The organism is Maribacter spongiae, from assembly GCF_047345125.1.
GTDB lineage: Bacteria > Bacteroidota > Bacteroidia > Flavobacteriales > Flavobacteriaceae > Maribacter.
Genome location: NZ_JBLFEQ010000002.1, coordinates 341,118 through 357,804, shown reverse-complemented (window position 1 = coordinate 357,804; position 16,687 = coordinate 341,118). Strand labels below are relative to the sequence as shown.

General features: G+C 38.7%; 17 protein-coding genes. 11 read left to right on the top strand and 6 right to left on the bottom strand.

Annotated features, from left to right (window positions below):
- Nucleotides 1-157 precede the first annotated feature (157 nt).
- The 4 genes from ACKWB9_RS04235 to purD all read left to right on the top strand — a co-directional run bounded on the left by ACKWB9_RS04235 (nucleotide 158) and on the right by purD (nucleotide 4,775).
- Nucleotides 158-1,234, top strand: coding sequence for a DUF1972 domain-containing protein (locus tag ACKWB9_RS04235; protein ID WP_414001749.1), 1,077 nt, complete (start codon nucleotides 158-160; stop codon nucleotides 1,232-1,234).
- A gap of 91 nt (nucleotides 1,235-1,325) precedes the next feature.
- Entirely contained in the window at nucleotides 1,326-2,483 is a 1,158-nt protein-coding gene (locus tag ACKWB9_RS04230) for a glycosyltransferase family 4 protein (protein ID WP_414001748.1), read from the top strand.
- Nucleotides 2,480-3,457, top strand: coding sequence for a UDP-glucuronic acid decarboxylase family protein (locus tag ACKWB9_RS04225; RefSeq protein ID WP_414001747.1), 978 nt, complete (start codon nucleotides 2,480-2,482; stop codon nucleotides 3,455-3,457). Before ACKWB9_RS04230 ends, ACKWB9_RS04225 begins: the two co-directional genes overlap by 4 nt.
- Nucleotides 3,458-3,503: 46 nt before the next feature.
- Nucleotides 3,504-4,775, top strand: a complete 1,272-nt coding sequence (purD, locus tag ACKWB9_RS04220; RefSeq protein WP_414001746.1) for a phosphoribosylamine--glycine ligase — start codon at nucleotides 3,504-3,506, stop codon at nucleotides 4,773-4,775.
- 68 nt (nucleotides 4,776-4,843) lie between these two features.
- Here the strand turns inward: purD and ACKWB9_RS04215 are convergent, their stop codons facing one another.
- Nucleotides 4,844-5,065, bottom strand: coding sequence for a DUF6341 family protein (locus ACKWB9_RS04215; protein ID WP_414001745.1), 222 nt, complete (start codon nucleotides 5,063-5,065; stop codon nucleotides 4,844-4,846).
- A 41-nt stretch (nucleotides 5,066-5,106) separates the two neighbouring features.
- Here ACKWB9_RS04215 and ACKWB9_RS04210 point away from each other — a divergent pair, with 41 nt between their 5' ends.
- Genes ACKWB9_RS04210 through ACKWB9_RS04200 form a run of 3 tightly spaced genes read left to right on the top strand, consistent with a single transcriptional unit; the run spans nucleotide 5,107 to nucleotide 7,841 of the window.
- Nucleotides 5,107-6,045 (top strand): hypothetical protein, encoded by a 939-nt coding sequence (locus ACKWB9_RS04210; RefSeq protein ID WP_414001744.1) that lies wholly within the window; start codon nucleotides 5,107-5,109, stop codon nucleotides 6,043-6,045.
- Nucleotides 6,046-6,076: 31 nt separating this feature from the next.
- Complete coding sequence (locus ACKWB9_RS04205; protein WP_414001743.1) at nucleotides 6,077-6,697, top strand: DUF4254 domain-containing protein; 621 nt, start codon at nucleotides 6,077-6,079, stop codon at nucleotides 6,695-6,697.
- Between the two features lie 58 nt (nucleotides 6,698-6,755).
- A complete protein-coding gene (locus tag ACKWB9_RS04200) occupies nucleotides 6,756-7,841 on the top strand; it encodes a glycosyltransferase family 9 protein (protein WP_414001742.1) in 1,086 nt (361 codons plus the stop codon).
- Nucleotides 7,842-7,851: 10 nt separating this feature from the next.
- On the opposite strand, the gene ACKWB9_RS04195 is transcribed toward ACKWB9_RS04200, so the two are convergent.
- Entirely contained in the window at nucleotides 7,852-8,469 is a 618-nt protein-coding gene (locus ACKWB9_RS04195) for a TetR/AcrR family transcriptional regulator (RefSeq protein WP_414001741.1), read from the bottom strand.
- Nucleotides 8,470-8,766: 297 nt separating this feature from the next.
- Between ACKWB9_RS04195 and ACKWB9_RS04190 the strand changes: the two genes are divergently transcribed.
- Nucleotides 8,767-9,822 (top strand): bestrophin family protein, encoded by a 1,056-nt coding sequence (locus tag ACKWB9_RS04190; protein WP_414001740.1) that lies wholly within the window; start codon nucleotides 8,767-8,769, stop codon nucleotides 9,820-9,822.
- Between the two features lie 199 nt (nucleotides 9,823-10,021).
- On the opposite strand, the gene arsM is transcribed toward ACKWB9_RS04190, so the two are convergent.
- From arsM to ACKWB9_RS04170, 4 genes are all read right to left on the bottom strand, one after another.
- Complete coding sequence (gene arsM / locus ACKWB9_RS04185) at nucleotides 10,022-10,990, bottom strand: arsenosugar biosynthesis arsenite methyltransferase ArsM (protein WP_414001739.1); 969 nt, start codon at nucleotides 10,988-10,990, stop codon at nucleotides 10,022-10,024.
- A 27-nt stretch (nucleotides 10,991-11,017) separates the two neighbouring features.
- Nucleotides 11,018-12,073, bottom strand: coding sequence for an arsenosugar biosynthesis radical SAM (seleno)protein ArsS (gene arsS / locus ACKWB9_RS04180; protein ID WP_414001738.1), 1,056 nt, complete (start codon nucleotides 12,071-12,073; stop codon nucleotides 11,018-11,020).
- 66 nt (nucleotides 12,074-12,139) lie between these two features.
- Complete coding sequence (locus tag ACKWB9_RS04175; RefSeq protein ID WP_414001737.1) at nucleotides 12,140-12,475, bottom strand: arsenosugar biosynthesis-associated peroxidase-like protein; 336 nt, start codon at nucleotides 12,473-12,475, stop codon at nucleotides 12,140-12,142.
- Between the two features lie 255 nt (nucleotides 12,476-12,730).
- Nucleotides 12,731-13,420, bottom strand: coding sequence for a TIGR04282 family arsenosugar biosynthesis glycosyltransferase (locus ACKWB9_RS04170; protein ID WP_414001736.1), 690 nt, complete (start codon nucleotides 13,418-13,420; stop codon nucleotides 12,731-12,733).
- Between the two features lie 255 nt (nucleotides 13,421-13,675).
- Between ACKWB9_RS04170 and ACKWB9_RS04165 the strand changes: the two genes are divergently transcribed.
- The 3 genes from ACKWB9_RS04165 to ACKWB9_RS04155 all read left to right on the top strand — a co-directional run bounded on the left by ACKWB9_RS04165 (nucleotide 13,676) and on the right by ACKWB9_RS04155 (nucleotide 16,465).
- The gene (locus tag ACKWB9_RS04165; protein ID WP_414001735.1) at nucleotides 13,676-15,193 is read left to right on the top strand and encodes a Do family serine endopeptidase; all 1,518 of its coding nucleotides are present in this window, start codon (nucleotides 13,676-13,678) and stop codon (nucleotides 15,191-15,193) included.
- Nucleotides 15,194-15,456: 263 nt separating this feature from the next.
- Nucleotides 15,457-15,921: an RNA polymerase sigma factor gene (locus ACKWB9_RS04160; RefSeq protein ID WP_414001734.1), complete on the top strand. Its 465-nt coding sequence runs from the start codon at nucleotides 15,457-15,459 to the stop codon at nucleotides 15,919-15,921.
- Nucleotide 15,922: 1 nt separating this feature from the next.
- Entirely contained in the window at nucleotides 15,923-16,465 is a 543-nt protein-coding gene (locus ACKWB9_RS04155; RefSeq protein ID WP_414001733.1) for a hypothetical protein, read from the top strand.
- Nucleotides 16,466-16,687 lie beyond the last annotated feature (222 nt).

Genomic DNA, 16,687 nt, shown 5'->3' with positions numbered 1-16,687 from the left:
TAAATTTAATTTTATTATACAAAATAGGCATAAATGAAAGCCAATGCCTTCATGGTTTAAGCAGTCGAAGGAGGTGTCTTTCAGTGACGGAAATCAATCCCCATCGAAATCTTGGAAAAGAAAATAAGGTCTTGAAATCATCTGAATACGTCCGATATTGAAAAAAGTAACGATTATAGGAACCGTTGGAATACCTGCAAAATATGGTGGATTTGAGACCTTAGCAGAAAACTTGGTAGAACAGCTTGGCAAAAAATATGCTTTTACTGTCTATTGTAGTGCACCGAGCTACCCTTCAAATCGGAAAAAGATATATTTGGGGGCTAGATTAAAGTATTTGCCGATTAAAGCCAACGGTAAATCCAGTATTCTTTATGATATGTTGTCCATGATGCACGCGGCCTTTTTTGCAGATGTCATTCTGGTTTTGGGGGTAAGCGGGGCGTTCATGATTCCTATTGTCAGGCAGTTGACCACAAAAAAGATTATCACTAACATTGACGGCTTAGAATGGAAACGTGCGAAATGGAGCGGCTATGCCAAAAGGTATTTGAAATGGCAGGAGCGGATTGCCGTTCGCTCTAGTCATACGGTGGTGGTGGATAACAAAGGCATCGAGGACTACGTTTTGGAAGAGTATAAAAGGCCTAGTAACCTGATTGCCTACGGGGGCGACCATATTTTTCGAGAAACGCTCACTGATAGGACTAGGCAGGAATTTAATATCCCCGACGAATTTGCTTTTAAGGTGTGTCGCATCGAACCGGAAAACAACATCCACATTATTCTCGAGGCGTTCAGCAAAAGCGAGATGAATCTGCTATTAGTCGGAAACTGGAACAATAGTGCCTATGGGGTGGGTTTGCTTGAGAAGTTCGCTGCATTCGACCACCTACACCTGCTACACCCTATTTATGATCAGAAAAAATTGAATGAATTGAGGAGTAATTGCAAGTTTTATGTACACGGCCATAGTGCGGGAGGCACTAACCCTTCATTAGTAGAGGCAATGTATCTAGGTCTTCCAATTGTTGCTTTCGATGTAGACTACAACCGATATACAACTAGTGGACAAGCCCTGTATTTTAGGACAGGTCAAGACCTTGAAAAGATATTGGATGATGAGGTATTGACTATAGGAAGATTAAACGATATTGCTAAACAGATGAGAAAGGAAGCAGTTCAAAAATATACATGGAAGTTTATTAGCAATGCTTATGATAATTTATTCTAAGAACAATTGTTATTTGGCACTAGAATATTTTTCACATATTTTGAATTGTACTCTTCTAAGTTTGACTACTTTTAATAATTAATTTAGCATTTTGTTTTTTCTGGAAACAGCAATATCGCTTTTTATAGGAATGTTCCTTCTGACTTATCTCACTATACCTAAGATAATAAGTGTAGTTGAGCATAAACGTTTAATGGACAAGCCTAATCAAAGAAGTTCCCACATATCTAAAACACCTACTCTAGGAGGCATTTCTTTTTATTATGCACTAATTTTCGCTCTATTTTTTATTCATGGCAGAGATATTTTTGATGAAACAATCTATATAATACCTGGACTAACGATACTTTTTATTGTAGGCTTAAAAGATGATTTAGTTGTAATTTCCCCAGGGTCAAAATTGTTGGCACAAGTTTTTGCCGTCGCTTTTATTTTGGTAAATGATAGTTTTGTTATTTACTCCTTAAACGGTTTTCTAAACATAAATGAAATACCTTACTACTTATATTTAATTATAGGAGCATTCATTATGATTACTATAATTAACTCTTATAATTTAATTGATGGGATTGACGGTTTGGCTTCGGTTGTTGGAATAGTAATTATGATAATTTATACTACAATTTTTTATTTGACAGGAGAACACTTTTTCGCATTGATTAGTATAACAATGAATGCATGTCTTATGGCTTTTTTTGGATTCAATATATCGTCGGAAAGAAAAATATTTATGGGAGATACGGGATCGTTGATAATAGGATTTATAATTAGTATATTAACTCTTAAATTTTTGGCTTTAAAACCTAATGATTATACCGAATTGCCATTTTTGTTGGAAAATGCACCAATAATTGCTATTAGCATCCTTATAGTTCCTTTGTTTGATACGGCCAGGGTATTTGCAATACGGATAGCGAATAAACGCGGCCCATTTTCACCTGATCGTAATCACACGCATCATGTACTGATTGATTATTGGGGCCTTTCTCATAAACAAGCTAGTTTTATCATAGGGTGTTTTAATTTGGTTTTTGTAGTTCTTTTTATTGTTTTGGGAAGTACGGCAAAGAATCTAGGGATGGTAATAATGTTGGTCTCGGTTGTTGTCTTGTTAGGATATGTTTTTTTTAAGTATAACTATAATTTTACCGCATTAAAACAAAAAATCATTTTAAAAAGGAAGGTGGAAAAACTTAAGTCTAAGCCGAAGAAGAAGAATGAAGGACAAAAAGGTGTAGATGTAGAATGAAAAAAACCCTAATAACCGGTGCTGCCGGATTTCTTGGCTCACACCTTTGTGATCGATTTATTGCAGAAGGGCATCATGTCATTGGCATGGATAATCTCATTACGGGCGACCTAAAGAATATTGCACATTTGTTTCCCCTGGAACACTTTGAGTTTCACCATCATGATGTCTCTACCTTTGTACATTTAGAAGGAAAATTGGACTACATCCTGCATTTTGCATCGCCCGCCAGCCCTATAGATTATTTGAAAATCCCGATCGAAACCTTAAAAGTAGGCTCTTTGGGGACTTTGAATTTACTTGGGCTCGCTAAAGAGAAGAACGCAAGGATATTGGTAGCCTCTACTTCCGAGGTGTATGGGGACCCCTTGGTACATCCACAGAATGAGGAATATTACGGCAATGTGAGTCCCGTAGGGCCGAGGGGAGTGTACGATGAGGCCAAACGTTTTATGGAATCCATTACCATGGCATATCATCGGTACCATGGTCTCGAAACCAGGATCGTTCGCATTTTTAACACCTATGGTTCCCGTATGCGCTTAAACGATGGCCGGGTAGTGCCGGCTTTTATGGGGCAGGCGTTACGTGGGGAGGATTTGACGGTGTTCGGTGATGGCTCCCAAACACGATCGTTCTGTTATATAGACGATCAGGTGGAAGGAATATACCGATTGTTATTCAGTAATTATCCAGAACCGGTCAATATTGGAAACCCGCATGAGACCACGATCAAAGAGTTTGCGGAAGAAATAATTGCGTTAACGGAAACGGACCAAAAGATCATATACAAACCACTTCCCAAAGATGATCCGTTGCAAAGACAACCGGATATTACAAAAGCAAAAGAAATATTGGGATGGGAACCGCAAGTGAATCGCTCCGAAGGATTAAAAATCGTATATGATTATTTTAAATCCTTGTCCCCCGAGGAACTGCAAAAGAAAGAGCACCGCAATTTTTTCACCAAATAAACTATTATTTGGTGGTTAGGTGTATTTTTGCCGAAAATCTTTACGAATGAAAATCCTTATCCTTGGTTCCGGCGGTCGTGAACATGCCCTGGCATGGAAACTGAACCACAGTCCAAAACTCAATAAACTCTATGTAGCCCCTGGCAATGCAGGTACAAGTGCAATGGCCAATAATGTACCGATTGGTGTAAACGATTTTCCGGCCATTAAGGATTTCGTTATACAAGAAGGAATCGATATGGTGGTAGTGGGCCCGGAAGACCCTTTGGTCAACGGGGTACATGACTACTTTTTAGAAGAAGACCAGTTAAAGCATATTCCCGTAATCGGTCCTCAAAAAGCGGCCGCGACTTTGGAAGGCAGTAAAGAATTTGCCAAGGAATTTATGATGCGGCATCAGATTCCTACGGCGCAATATGAAAGCTTTACAAAAGACAATGTGGAAGCCGGGTATGAATTCCTTGAAAACCTCCAGGCACCTTATGTTCTAAAAGCGGACGGATTGGCTGCGGGAAAAGGCGTGGTCATCTTGAACGATTTAAATGAAGCCAAAGCCGAACTCAGATCCATGCTTTTGGATGAAAAATTCGGTTCTGCCAGTGCTACCGTGGTCATTGAGGAATTTCTGGATGGTATAGAACTCAGTGTTTTTGTACTGACCGATGGCGAAAATTATAAGACCTTGCCTACGGCAAAAGACTATAAACGCATTGGAGAAGGAGATACCGGACTTAATACGGGCGGTATGGGGGCCATATCACCCGTTCCTTTCGCGGATAAGGATTTTATGGGCAAGATAGAGGAGAGGGTGGTAAAACCTACCGTAGAAGGGCTTAAAAAGGATAATCTGCCATACAAAGGCTTTATATTCATCGGTTTGATCAAAGTAGGCAATGACCCTAAAGTTATAGAGTACAATGTGCGCATGGGAGATCCGGAAACGGAAGTCGTAATTCCACGAATTCAGAACGATCTTGTTGAAGTATTTGAAGCAGTGGCAGGTCAGGCACTTGATAAAATCGATTTACAGATAGATGAACGTACCGCTACAACGGTAATGACGGTTTCAGGAGGTTATCCCGGTAGCTATGAAAAAGGAAAGGAAATCTTGGGAATCGATAGCATAGAAGATTCCATAGTTTTCCATGCAGGAACCAAATTAGAAAACGGAAAGGTGGTGACCAATGGGGGCAGGGTAATGGCCGTAACCTCTTATGGGGAGGATTTTAAAGAGGCCTTAAAACAATCCTATAAAAATGTAGATAAACTTTCCTTTGAAGGAATGAATTATAGAAAAGATTTAGGTTTCGATCTGTAACAAAACCTATCATATCCAAGAATAACCCTTGATTATCCCTTCTTTTTGAAGGAGGTCAAAGGGAAGGTTTATAAATAAGAATGAGAGGAAATGGACTTGTCCTCTTCGTTGTTCTGATCAAAAATCCGTAATTGGAGCATCCAATACACAAAAGCCGCCGTACCAACAATCATAAACAACCAGTTAATAACGTTGGCCGCCCACCAGTTTTCCATAAACCGGAAAAAATCAAATGGAGCAAACAATCCATTTACAAATAAATCCTCGATACCTTCAAAAAATGACTTCATCTTATTCCTATATTTACGCAACAAAAGTATAAAAATCATAGATGATTTCAAGCATTTTTGGAAAAACTAAACCGGTCAACTTCATTATTTTATTAGGTTTTCTATTCCTTTTCTATTGGTGCGTTCAATTTTATCTCTTAGATCAGGGTTTTTCTACAGAAAATATCCTTCTAAGAACTTTGGTGTTGGGTATATTGCTGTTCAGTATTTTTGTAGTGGATTTTATCGTAAAACGAAACAAGCTTACCGGTCCCAATTCATTCCCTATTCTATTTTTTACCATGTTGATCGTGGTGTTTCCGGAAACCCTGGGAGACAACAATGCCATACTGAGCACCTTTTTTCTGCTCTTGGCATCAAGGCGTCTATTGAGTCTAAAATCATTGAAAAATATCAAATCAAAGATTTTTGACGCTACTTTTTGGATATTGATTTCCAGTCTGTTCTACGAATGGGCAGTCCTTTACGTCATTTTAGTATTTGCAGCTATCTATATTTATGAACCCAAGAACATAAGGAATTGGTTAACAGTGGTGCCGGCGACCTTTTGCTGGTTTTTTATACTCTACAGTATATTAATTCTGATGAATAAAACGGCGTTTATTGGTGACCATTATAATTTCAATATAGATTTTAATGTCATTTATCCCGCTAAATGGTGGTCTAGCCTTAAACTAACGATTTATGTAATGGCCAACGTAATCTTGGCCTTCTTTGCATTTTTAAAATTGGGAAAGTCCGGTATGGGAAAAATAGTTACTATAAGGCTTATTGCCCTATCCTTTATTATAGGCCTTATTGTTAATCTTTTGGTGGCAACGGAAAACAATCAGGCCATTATTATTACTTTTTTCCCTTCGGTTATTTTCATTACCAATTATATGGAATCCATCAAAAAACCAAATATTTTGGAAATCGTATTGATTATGGGCATTTTCCTTCCGCTTTTAATGTTTTTTTACAAACTTGTAGTTTTATAATTAGGGGTATCTTTGTAAAAAAAAAAGGAAAATGTTCAGCAAATTAGCCTATACGATTTTTGAACAGAGTATTGATGCTTATCATATTAAGGACAATGTTCATCAAGATTTCATCAACCCTTTTCCAAAGGACGAGGTTTCTCACTTATTATATCGAAAAAATTGGATAGATACCGTACAATGGCATTATGAGGATATTATTAGGGATCCGGAAATAAATCCGGTCGCCGCCTTGGACCTAAAGCGTAAAATAGATGCCAGCAATCAGGATAGAACGGATTTAGTCGAATATATCGATAGCTATTTTCTTAAAAAATACCAATTGGTAGAAGTTAATGGGGATGCGACCATAAATACCGAAAGTCCGGCCTGGGCCATTGACCGACTTTCCATATTGGCCCTTAAAATCTATCATATGAGGGAAGAAGTGGAACGTGCCGATGCATCTGCGGAACACATAGAAAAATGTCGAGCCAAACTTAATGTACTTTTAGAACAAAAAGAAGACCTTTCCGCTGCGATCGATCAGTTGTTGACGGACATTGAGTGTGGTAAAAAATACATGAAGGTCTATAAGCAGATGAAAATGTACAATGATGATGAACTAAACCCTGTTTTGCGCCAGCTTTCCCAACCACCAAAAGGAATGTAAAACGCTCAATACTCCATCTTTTAGTGCATAGATCATTGCTGGTTATAGACTTTAGCTTGTGAAAGACAACGACAAATACCAAAAAGAGATTTCCCATTCACGAGTGGAAGGATTTCATATTTTGGTCATTCGGTTGTCCGCTATGGGAGATGTGGCCATGGCCATTCATGTGCTTTTGGCACTTATGGCCGCTTATCCCGAGCTTAAGGTTACGGTACTTACCAAAAGCTTTTTCAAACCGATATTTTCACAGCTTCCCAATGTCACTGTTTTTGCAGCGGACGTTAAAGGAAAACACAAAGGCATTCAGGGCTTATGGAAACTGTATAGGGAATTAAGGAGATTGGAGATCGATACCGTGGCGGACCTTCACAATGTGATGCGAAGTAATGTTTTAAAAGGACTCTTTAAACTCAGCGGTACCCCATTTGTTCAAATAGATAAAGGGAGAGCAGAAAAAAAAGCACTTACGGCCAAAAAGAATAAGCATTTCAAGCAGTTAAGGACCACACATGAACGATATGCCGATGTGTTTGGAAAATTGGGGTTTAAAATTGATCTGAAGCCCGAAAATGTGCTGCCGAGGCAGGAAATTAATTTTAAAAAACCGGAGTTACCATTATCTGAACAGAAAAAATGGATCGGTATAGCACCTTTTGCTGCATTTTCAGGAAAAATGTATCCTTTGCCTTTGATGGAAGAAGTACTGGATAGGTTGAATAATTTAAAAAACTGTCAAGTACTCCTTTTTGGAGGAGGGCCTTCCGAACAAAGACAATTGGAAAAATGGGAAAATCAATTTTCCAACTGCATGAATATAGCTGGCCGTATTGACCTAGACGAACAACTTGCATTGATTTCCAATTTGGATGCAATGGTCGCCATGGACAGTGGAAATGCCCATTTATCGGCCATGTTCGGTATTCCAACCATTACCTTATGGGGAGTGACCCATCCCTTTGCGGGCTTTTACCCTTTTGGGCAAAGTGACCGTAACGCTCTTTTAGCGGATAGGGACCAATTTCCTTTAATACCCACCTCGGTCTATGGCAATGCATTTCCAAAAGGATACGAAAATGCCATGGAGACCATTGGGCCAGAACACGTGATTCAAAAAATTAAATCGGTTTTGGATTCCCGTTAGGGAATAGTTTTTATGCCGCAACGGGTTTGGTTTCGATAGACCTGAAATACTGCCTCAACTGACCCATAAATCTATATTTTCTGGCACTGGGAGCTGCACTTACCATTAGGGTACGAATACCAAAATAAGAGCTCATTAGATAATTGGCAACAGCTTCACAATCCGTATGGCGATTCAAATACCCATTAAACTTTCCTTTTTGCAGGGTAGATACCAGATTTACTTCCCATATGGAAACAATATCATTAAGATGTCTCATAATGGTCTCGTTCCTTCCATTAAATTCCGATAGGAAATTGCCCAAAACACAGCCAAAATCAAACTCATTGTGAACGGCGGTTTCCAATGCGTTTTCAAAACACTTGGTAATGAGGTCCAAAGGATTCTCATGACCTTCAATAGGTTCAATAAGCAAGCTATACATTTTACCAGCCAGATTATTTTGTATTATCTGAATGAAGAAGTCTTCTTTGGAATCAAAATGATAATAAAAAGCTCCTTTGGATAGGGATAGCTCTTTTAAGATGTCATCAATACTGGTATTGTAATACCCTTTGGTGTAAAAAAGTTGTAATCCAGTGGTTTGCATACGTTGCATGGTAGCCATGCGCTTTAAGGTTTTGTCCATAATTTCAAGATTTGGGTTAATCCGACCCTTCGGTCAGTACAAAGAACCCGTTATCACGTATTTCTATTCAATAGATCCGGTCATAGCTACCAAAAAAATCGTTCAACGTTAAAAATATCGATAAGCAGCACAGTTTTTCAAAATACGAACAGACTACCCGGTCGGTTTAACGGCCCAATTGTTTGGTCAAACTACAGCCCAAAAAAGAAGGACGGGGCAATTTTCGAATTTGTTCCTCTCAAAAATTAGCTTAAATTCATATATTTCAAAGGCAAAATCAACTTCAAACACTAAAACATGCATATTAAAAAAACATATACGGCCTTTGAAATGGCCATGTGGACCAGATTTGAGACGCTTTTGTTTGTAGTGATCATAAGCTTATGGGTCGCAGCCTATTATTTTTTGGATTTGGAATGGTTAAGGATTCCCTGGACTCCTTTGGCATTGATAGGCACTGCTGTGGCCTTTGTTATCGGGTTTCAAAATAATTCGGCTTACGGTAGGATCTGGGAGGCCCGAAAAATTTGGGGCGGTATCGTAAATACGTCCAGAACATTGGGAATGTACGTTCAGGATATGGTGACCAATGAATATGCAAAAAAACCCTTATCGAACGAAGAACTAAAAAATGAGATCAAGGTACTTACCTATCGTCATATCGCATGGATGACGGCCTTGCGGCATGCCATGCGTTTGCCCAAACCCTGGGAGACTACCATAAACCACAGGACCAATAAGGAGTGGGATATGCACCCGCCCGAGCGGGAACATACCCTGGAAGAAGATATAAAACCCTATATTTCTACAAACGATTTGGATGAAGTCCTGAATAAAAATAATAAACAGACCGCATTATTGTACCAACAGTCCCACCATTTGAGAAAATTAAAGGAACAAGGCGTTATCTGGGAGTTTTCCTTTTTGGAATTGGAAGGTGTTCTACAAGAGCTGTTTACGTTGCAGGGCAAGAGCGAACGTATTAAGAATTTCCCTTACCCCAGGCAGTTTGCCACATTGAACCATTTTTTTATGTGGGTCTTTGTACTGTTGCTTCCGTTGGCATTGGTACCTCAATTTGCCGGGATCGGAAATACGATTTTCGATAATTATCCATTAATAGGGTCTATTTTTGTTTGGTTTACCATTCCGTTCTATGTAATCGTCGCATGGATATTCCATACCATGGAACGGATCGGAAGAACAGGGGAAAACCCTTTTGAAGGTACGGCAAACGATGTGCCGATCTCTACTATTGCCAGAGGTATTGAAATTGACCTAAGACAAAACCTAGGAGAGTCAAAAGAAGATATTCCGGCACAGTTTCCCATAAAACACCATACACAGTTTTAAGAAAAACTATCTAGCATATATATATCGTGATAGTTTTGGTTGTGAATCAATAAAGCAAGTTGAAATATTTAGCCAAAATTACACTTGTATAGAACCAAAAAAACCTCCGGAGCATTATAAACTCTCCAGAGGTTTAATAATTTTATATTTCATACCATACCGTTTATTTTAGGATGGAGAGCTTGAAAAATAATAATCCTCAACAACACCCTCCACCATCGTAATGAAAGGTAGATCCACTAATAAAAACATCTTCCTTTCCTAAAGCGGCTATGGCATCCGCAGTCTTATCACAAACCGCCAAGGGTTGGTTCTTTAACAGTACATGGCCTTTTTTATCATCAAAGTAATCCTCATCCCCATAATAGATGGCGGCCTTACCGGTAAAAACACAGGGGCCGTCCTCCGGCATAGGATCTTTTATGGCAGCGACTTCTATGGACTCGATATAGATCAATTCATCAGTGGGATAATTTTTGGGATCTAGGATACGATAGGGTTTTCTTGCCCTAATTTCAATAGTTCCGAAACCAACATCGGTCAATGCCTTTACATATTGTGCTATGGGTAAGCTTCCACTTAGGCAAAGCGCCCGCAAGCGGTCGTCGTTTCTTAGGGTCGTGTTCATTTCCTGTTCGCAGGTAGGGTCGCTCATAACCAATCTTCCGTGGGGTTTTAAGACCCGGTACATTTCTTCAATGGCCCGTTTTAAATCTTCTTCTTTAAATATGTTGAACAGACAGTTTTGGGCGGCAACATCTATGCTATTGTCCGCTACAGGTAAATTTAAAGCATCCCCCTTTTTTAAGTCCACGAATTCGGATTTAAACCAATCGTTTTCCGCTTCGGCTATTTTGAAATTTTTTCTACTGGCCTCTAACATCTCATCAACGACATCCACACCTACAACGCCACCTTTTTGACGGTTGAAATAAGAAAACTGTAGCAGTTCCATTCCACCGCCAACACCAACATACAACATTTTGGGATTGTTGGAAAGATCCCTTGGGTGTACGGTACTTCCACAACCATAGTTCATTTCCTGCATGATTTTTGGAATTTTAAGCCCGGGAAGTTCCCAAATGGGATTGGTGGTACAGCATAGACCAACATCTGGGGTCAATGCAGCCTGTTTGTATAAATCGTTTGTTGCTTCTAAATAACTCATAATCTTTTTTAATGTTTAATTTTAGTATTATGCTACCGTTCCCTGACAACTGCTTCCGGCACCGGCAGTACAACCATAACAGTGTTGTGATATGATAATGTCTCTATCGTTTAAGATGTCCTCGTTATAATCTTTAATGTGTTTTATCTTACTGGCTACCTTTAGGTCCAGCATTTGGTTAAAATCACAATCGTACAACCAACCGTCCCAGCTAATGGATATGGTATTTGTACACATGACATTGGCTACGGCAGCGGGATTATAAGCCTCTACAAGGGCGTACATATAATCCTCATAATTTTCTGAAGCGATCAGATAATCCAAAAACCGTGCAATGGGCAAATTGGTTATTGCGAAAAGGTTATGGAACTGAATGCCAAAATCCTCGTCCAAAGCTTTCTTAAAATCTTTTTCCATGGCCATTTGGTCGCCGGGCAAAAAGGCCCCTGATGGGTTGTACACCAGGTCCAGGCGCAGATTACTGCCCGGCATGCCATAGCCCCGGGCGTTGAGTTCCTGCAATGCTTTTATGGATTTGTCAAAAACCCCATCGCCCCGTTGTTTGTCCGTCTTGCCACGGGTATAGTGGGGCATGGACGAAATTACGTGTACATTGTGCTTTTTAAAGAAATCCGGCAGATCATGGTATTTTTTGTTCGCCCGGATAATCGTCAGGTTGGAACGTACTATAAAATCTTTGATACCCGCTTTTGCCGCTTCTTCCACGAACCATCTAAAATCCGGGTTCATCTCCGGTGCTCCTCCGGTCAGATCCAAGGTGTGCGCCCCTGTATTCTTAATGACTTCCAGGCATTGTTGCATGGTTTCACGGGTCATGATTTCCTTTCGGTCCGGGCCTGCATCCACATGGCAATGCTCGCATACTTGATTGCACATATACCCAACATTGATCTGGAGGATTTCCAATTTCTTCGGTCGAAGTGGAAAATGTCCGATTTCATTTATTTTATCCTTGAAATAAGGGAGTTCCCCATCGGCAAATATGCCTCCGTTCAGGACTTCTAGTTGCTTATTGCTTCCCGCAAGCTCGTTCCCTTTTGCTTTTAATGATTTTGTAGCCATCTTTTTGTTTTTGAACACGAGCCTGTCAGGTTTTGGAAAGCCTAGCAAGTTCCTGTGTTCCGTCGATTACATCGATAATTTATCATGTTTGTTCATCATCTGCACGGCATGTACCAGAGTGGCTCCGCTTTCGATAGCGGCCCCGGTATGTACCGCTTCCATCATTTCTTCTTTAGTAATGCCACGTTGCAGGCCGTCTTTGGTATAGGCGTCTATACAGTAAGGGCATTTGACTACGTGTGCAACGGCTAGGGCGATTAGGGATTTTTCCCGGGCGCTCAGTGCGCCTTCCTCAAAAACGGTACCGTAATAGTCAAAGAATTTTTTGCCCAATTCTTCGCTCCATTCGGTGATTTTACCAAATTTTCTAAGGTCTTTGGGGTCATAATAGGAGTCTGCCATTTTTTCTGTGTTTGATTTTCTCTAAGTTTGAATAAATCTTCTTCTACTTGTAAAACACCAATTGGTTTTATTGTTGCATATGCTAAAAAAGCTGATGTAAATAGATTTTATATTTTGTAATGGATATTTAACAATAATTTGATTTCCGCTATAAATGCTATGTTGTCCTGAATAAGATCATGGCCATCAAAAAAGCACTTTATAAAATATTGAATGGATGAAAAACGAATGTAACAACAATCGATTCAGTAAAGATTAGGAAGAAAACGCCATGGGCGAACCTTTATTGAAATATAACTTAAGCGAAATGGATGAAAACCAATTTTTAAGGTATAAAACTTTCTGGTCTTTGTTATGTAATATATGTGCAAAAATGCGTAATAATTGTCCGGAAATAGTACGTGTAAAACCCGAGAAGAAAATGATGTCGGCGGTAGTGTCAATATCTCGAAGTACGGGCAGTCTAAAAATAGAACAATCGGTATTTTTAAGAACGTCGGATATTCTATCGAACAAACTAAAACGTTTCCAGGGGAGTCGGGTAAAGGTTTTAGGATTAAAATCGCCCCTGTTCAGCCCCATTAAATAAAATCCACCGTCTCTGGAGGGTCCAAAAACGGTCTTTCCGAGTTGCAATTGCCTTTGGGCCTCTAATAAGTGACTTGTTTTAAGTGTAGGCGTATCATTACCAATGGCTATAACATTATCATAACCTTGCTCAAAAACACGGTTTATGGCATGTATAAACCGTTCTCCAAAGGACGAACCCTGCTGCTCGACCTCTGAAATATGAAAATAGGGCAATCCTGTTCGGGATACTTTTTTAAGGGTTTCTTGCGTGAGTATGTCAAAAAGCCGTTCCCCTTTCGGAATAGTTTTATGGCGTACCTCTTCTTTGGAAGAATTGGCAAATACGAGAACTGCTGTTTTTTTGGAAGAAATCAAAACCCCTTTCTTTTGCTACTGCAAACTTACGATAAAAGTACAGTAAAGGCTCAGTCGTCCAAAGATTAGACAACTTACACAAAGATTAAAATTTAATAGAGCACCATTTTTTAGGGAGCAGAAAATGTCAAGAGGAGTTCTAAAAAAAGACTTAAAAAATCAAGGAATTTTAAAAAAACTTTAGCTATGCAAGGCTTTAAAATGGCATAAGATTTGTCAATATTGCATAAAATTTCAAATAAAAACTTTAATCCTATGCAAGAAGATAGATCAAACAGAAACAATTGGAAAACCTATGTATTGTCCGCACTTATCGCATTAGGGGTGAGTTTAGCGGTAATAGGGGTCAACAAAACGGGTTCGGAAGAGCCGACTATGATTACCCAAATAGAGGCTGTACCAGGGAAAAAGGTATTGTACACTGCGGATAATGATGGTAATATAAAGCCGTTGGATTTTACGGAAACTACAGATAAGGTCTTAGATGCCGTGGTGCACATTAAATCCACACAGACAAGTTCACGGTCCAATGCCGGTGGAAAAGAATTGCCCGATCCGTTCCGGGAATTTTTTGGTGATATGTTCAAAGGCCAAGCTCCACAAGGACGAATGCAGCAACGCCCCAGAATTGGTACGGGTTCAGGGGTTATCATCAATGAAAAAGGATACATAATAACCAACAATCATGTTATTGACAATGCCGATGAGGTTGAGGTTACCCTTTATAATAATGAGTCATATAAGGCCACGGTAATCGGCACGGACCCAACTACGGATTTGGCGTTGATACAGATAAAAGCCGACGATTTAAAGACGATGGCCCTGGTAAATTCCGATGAGGTAGAAGTGGGAGAATGGGTTTTGGCCGTTGGGAACCCGTTGGGGTTAAATTCTACGGTTACTGCCGGTATCGTGAGTGCCAAAGGGAGAAGCATCAATATCAATAGGGAAAAGTTGGCCGTAGAAAGTTTTATCCAGACCGATGCCGCTATAAATCCAGGAAATAGTGGTGGTGCCTTGGTGAACCTTGATGGAAATCTAATTGGGATCAATACGGCAATTGCTACCAGTACAGGCAGTTATACGGGATATGGTTTTGCCGTGCCCAGTAATATTGTAACCAAGGTAACAGAAGACCTTCTAAAATATGGCGCCGTACAACGTGGGCTGTTGGGTGTGACCATCAGAACGATGAACGGGGCATTGGCAAAAGAGAAGAATGTTGATTTTACCAAAGGTGTTTGGGTGGAACAAGTAGGGGAAGATAGTGCGGCGGACAAAGCAGGTGTGGAATCCGGGGATATTATCCTTAAAGTAGATGGAATGGAAACCGGTACCTCGCCGAGATTACAGGAAATGATTGCCAGAAAAAGACCGGGAGATGAAGTAACCTTATTGATAGATAGAAGTGGAAAGAAAAGGGAAATCAAGGTAGTTCTAAAGAATGCCAAGGGGAATATGGAAATAGTCAGCAAGGAGAAAAAAGAAGTTTTAAACCTGCTTGGGGCGGATCTTGAGACCCTGGATAAGGATGTGGCCAGAAAACTGGATTTGGATGGCGGAGTAAGGGTAAGTAAGCTGTACCCCGGCAAGATTAGAAAAGAGACCCAAATGCGTGAAGGCTTTATCATAACCCATATGGATGGCAAGCGTATAAAGGAGGTTGATGATCTGGCAAAAATCCTCGAGGATAAAAAAGGAGGTGTTTTGTTAGAAGGTGTTTATGAAGGTAGTACCGACAAATACTATTATGCCTTCGGAATGGATTCCTAAAGAAAGAATTACCGAATTGATTTTATGCCGTGTGGAGTTTTCCATACGGCATTTTTATTCCAAATAATTCCTTGAAGTTCACCATGGTGCTTCCAGAAATTTATTGGTACGGATTACTGTCAGTTCTTTTATTGGCAACAATTTAGACACCCAGAAATCACCTTCAAAATATTAACTTCTAGAATAGTTTAAAAAAGTGTAATTTTTCTTGCCAAGAAAACAACTAATAGAGTGTTAGTGTAATTAAATCGCTATGAATATTGATGAGAGAAAAGTTTATAAAATCTATTGACGAACATCAAAAAATAATTTTTAAAGTTTGTAAGTTATATAGGAACAATCTTGAAGACCAAGAAGATTTGTTTCAAGAAATTGTTTATCAATTATGGAAATCATATCCCAAATTCAAAGGGAAATCAAGAATAGGCACATGGATGTATAGAATTGCATTTAATACCGCAATTGTAAGATTTAGAAAAAAGAAAATTTCTGTTACTAACTATGATAATATTCCAGAAAAATTTCATCCTACTTCAGAGAACACCTATCTGGAAAATGAAGAAGGGATATTTAAACTTCTTCAAAAATTGAATAGTATTGAAAAATCTATTATCACATTACACCTTGAGGAATATACGTATAAAGAGATTGCATCTATAATTGGAATCTCTGAAAGTAATGTTGGCGTAAAATTAAACAGAATAAAAAATAAATTAAAAAATAAATAACATGGATTTACAAAATTTAAAAACAAGCTGGAATAAAATAAATTATTCTCCCAAAAATGAGCTGGAATTAGAAAAAATGACAGCTATAAAAAATCACCCTGTCTTAAAAAAAATTAAAATCAAACTCATAATAGAAACATTGTCAATAAGTCTTTTTTTGATGTTATATTACAGTGGATTTGATGGCGTTGAAAAACCGATTTATGCTAATGTTCTTCTAATATTAGGTGCTATTGCATATATTTTAAATGGAGTGTTAAGTTTTCAGACAATTCAAAAGCCGATTCAAGGAGATAGTTTGAAAAATTCGATAAAGAATTATTTTAATAAAATCAAAAATGTTTCAAAAATATCTTTAGGAATATCTATATTCTATGTTAGTTGTTTATTATTATTTTTTAGTAGTACAATCAATTTTAATAGTGAAAAAAAATGGATTTTACTTTTTGGAATTATTGTGTTAATACAAGCGTTTTTTTGGTCATCTAGAATTTGGAAATCTTGGCTGAAGAAATTAGCATTACAAATCAATAATTTTGATTAATAAAACAATTGCCTAAAATGGACGTAATATATTGTAGGTAAGCGTTTTACTGACTGAGTTAAAGATGATAAAAGACATGACTAATGGAAAAATATAGCAAGTTAACGACAACATACCATAGCCAAAACGTCATTTCGACATAGTGATTTAAAGAGCGACGAGAAATCCGATTCAAAAGAACTTCCTCCTTTATTAGCTTCGCTATAAACCTTCAATCAAAAT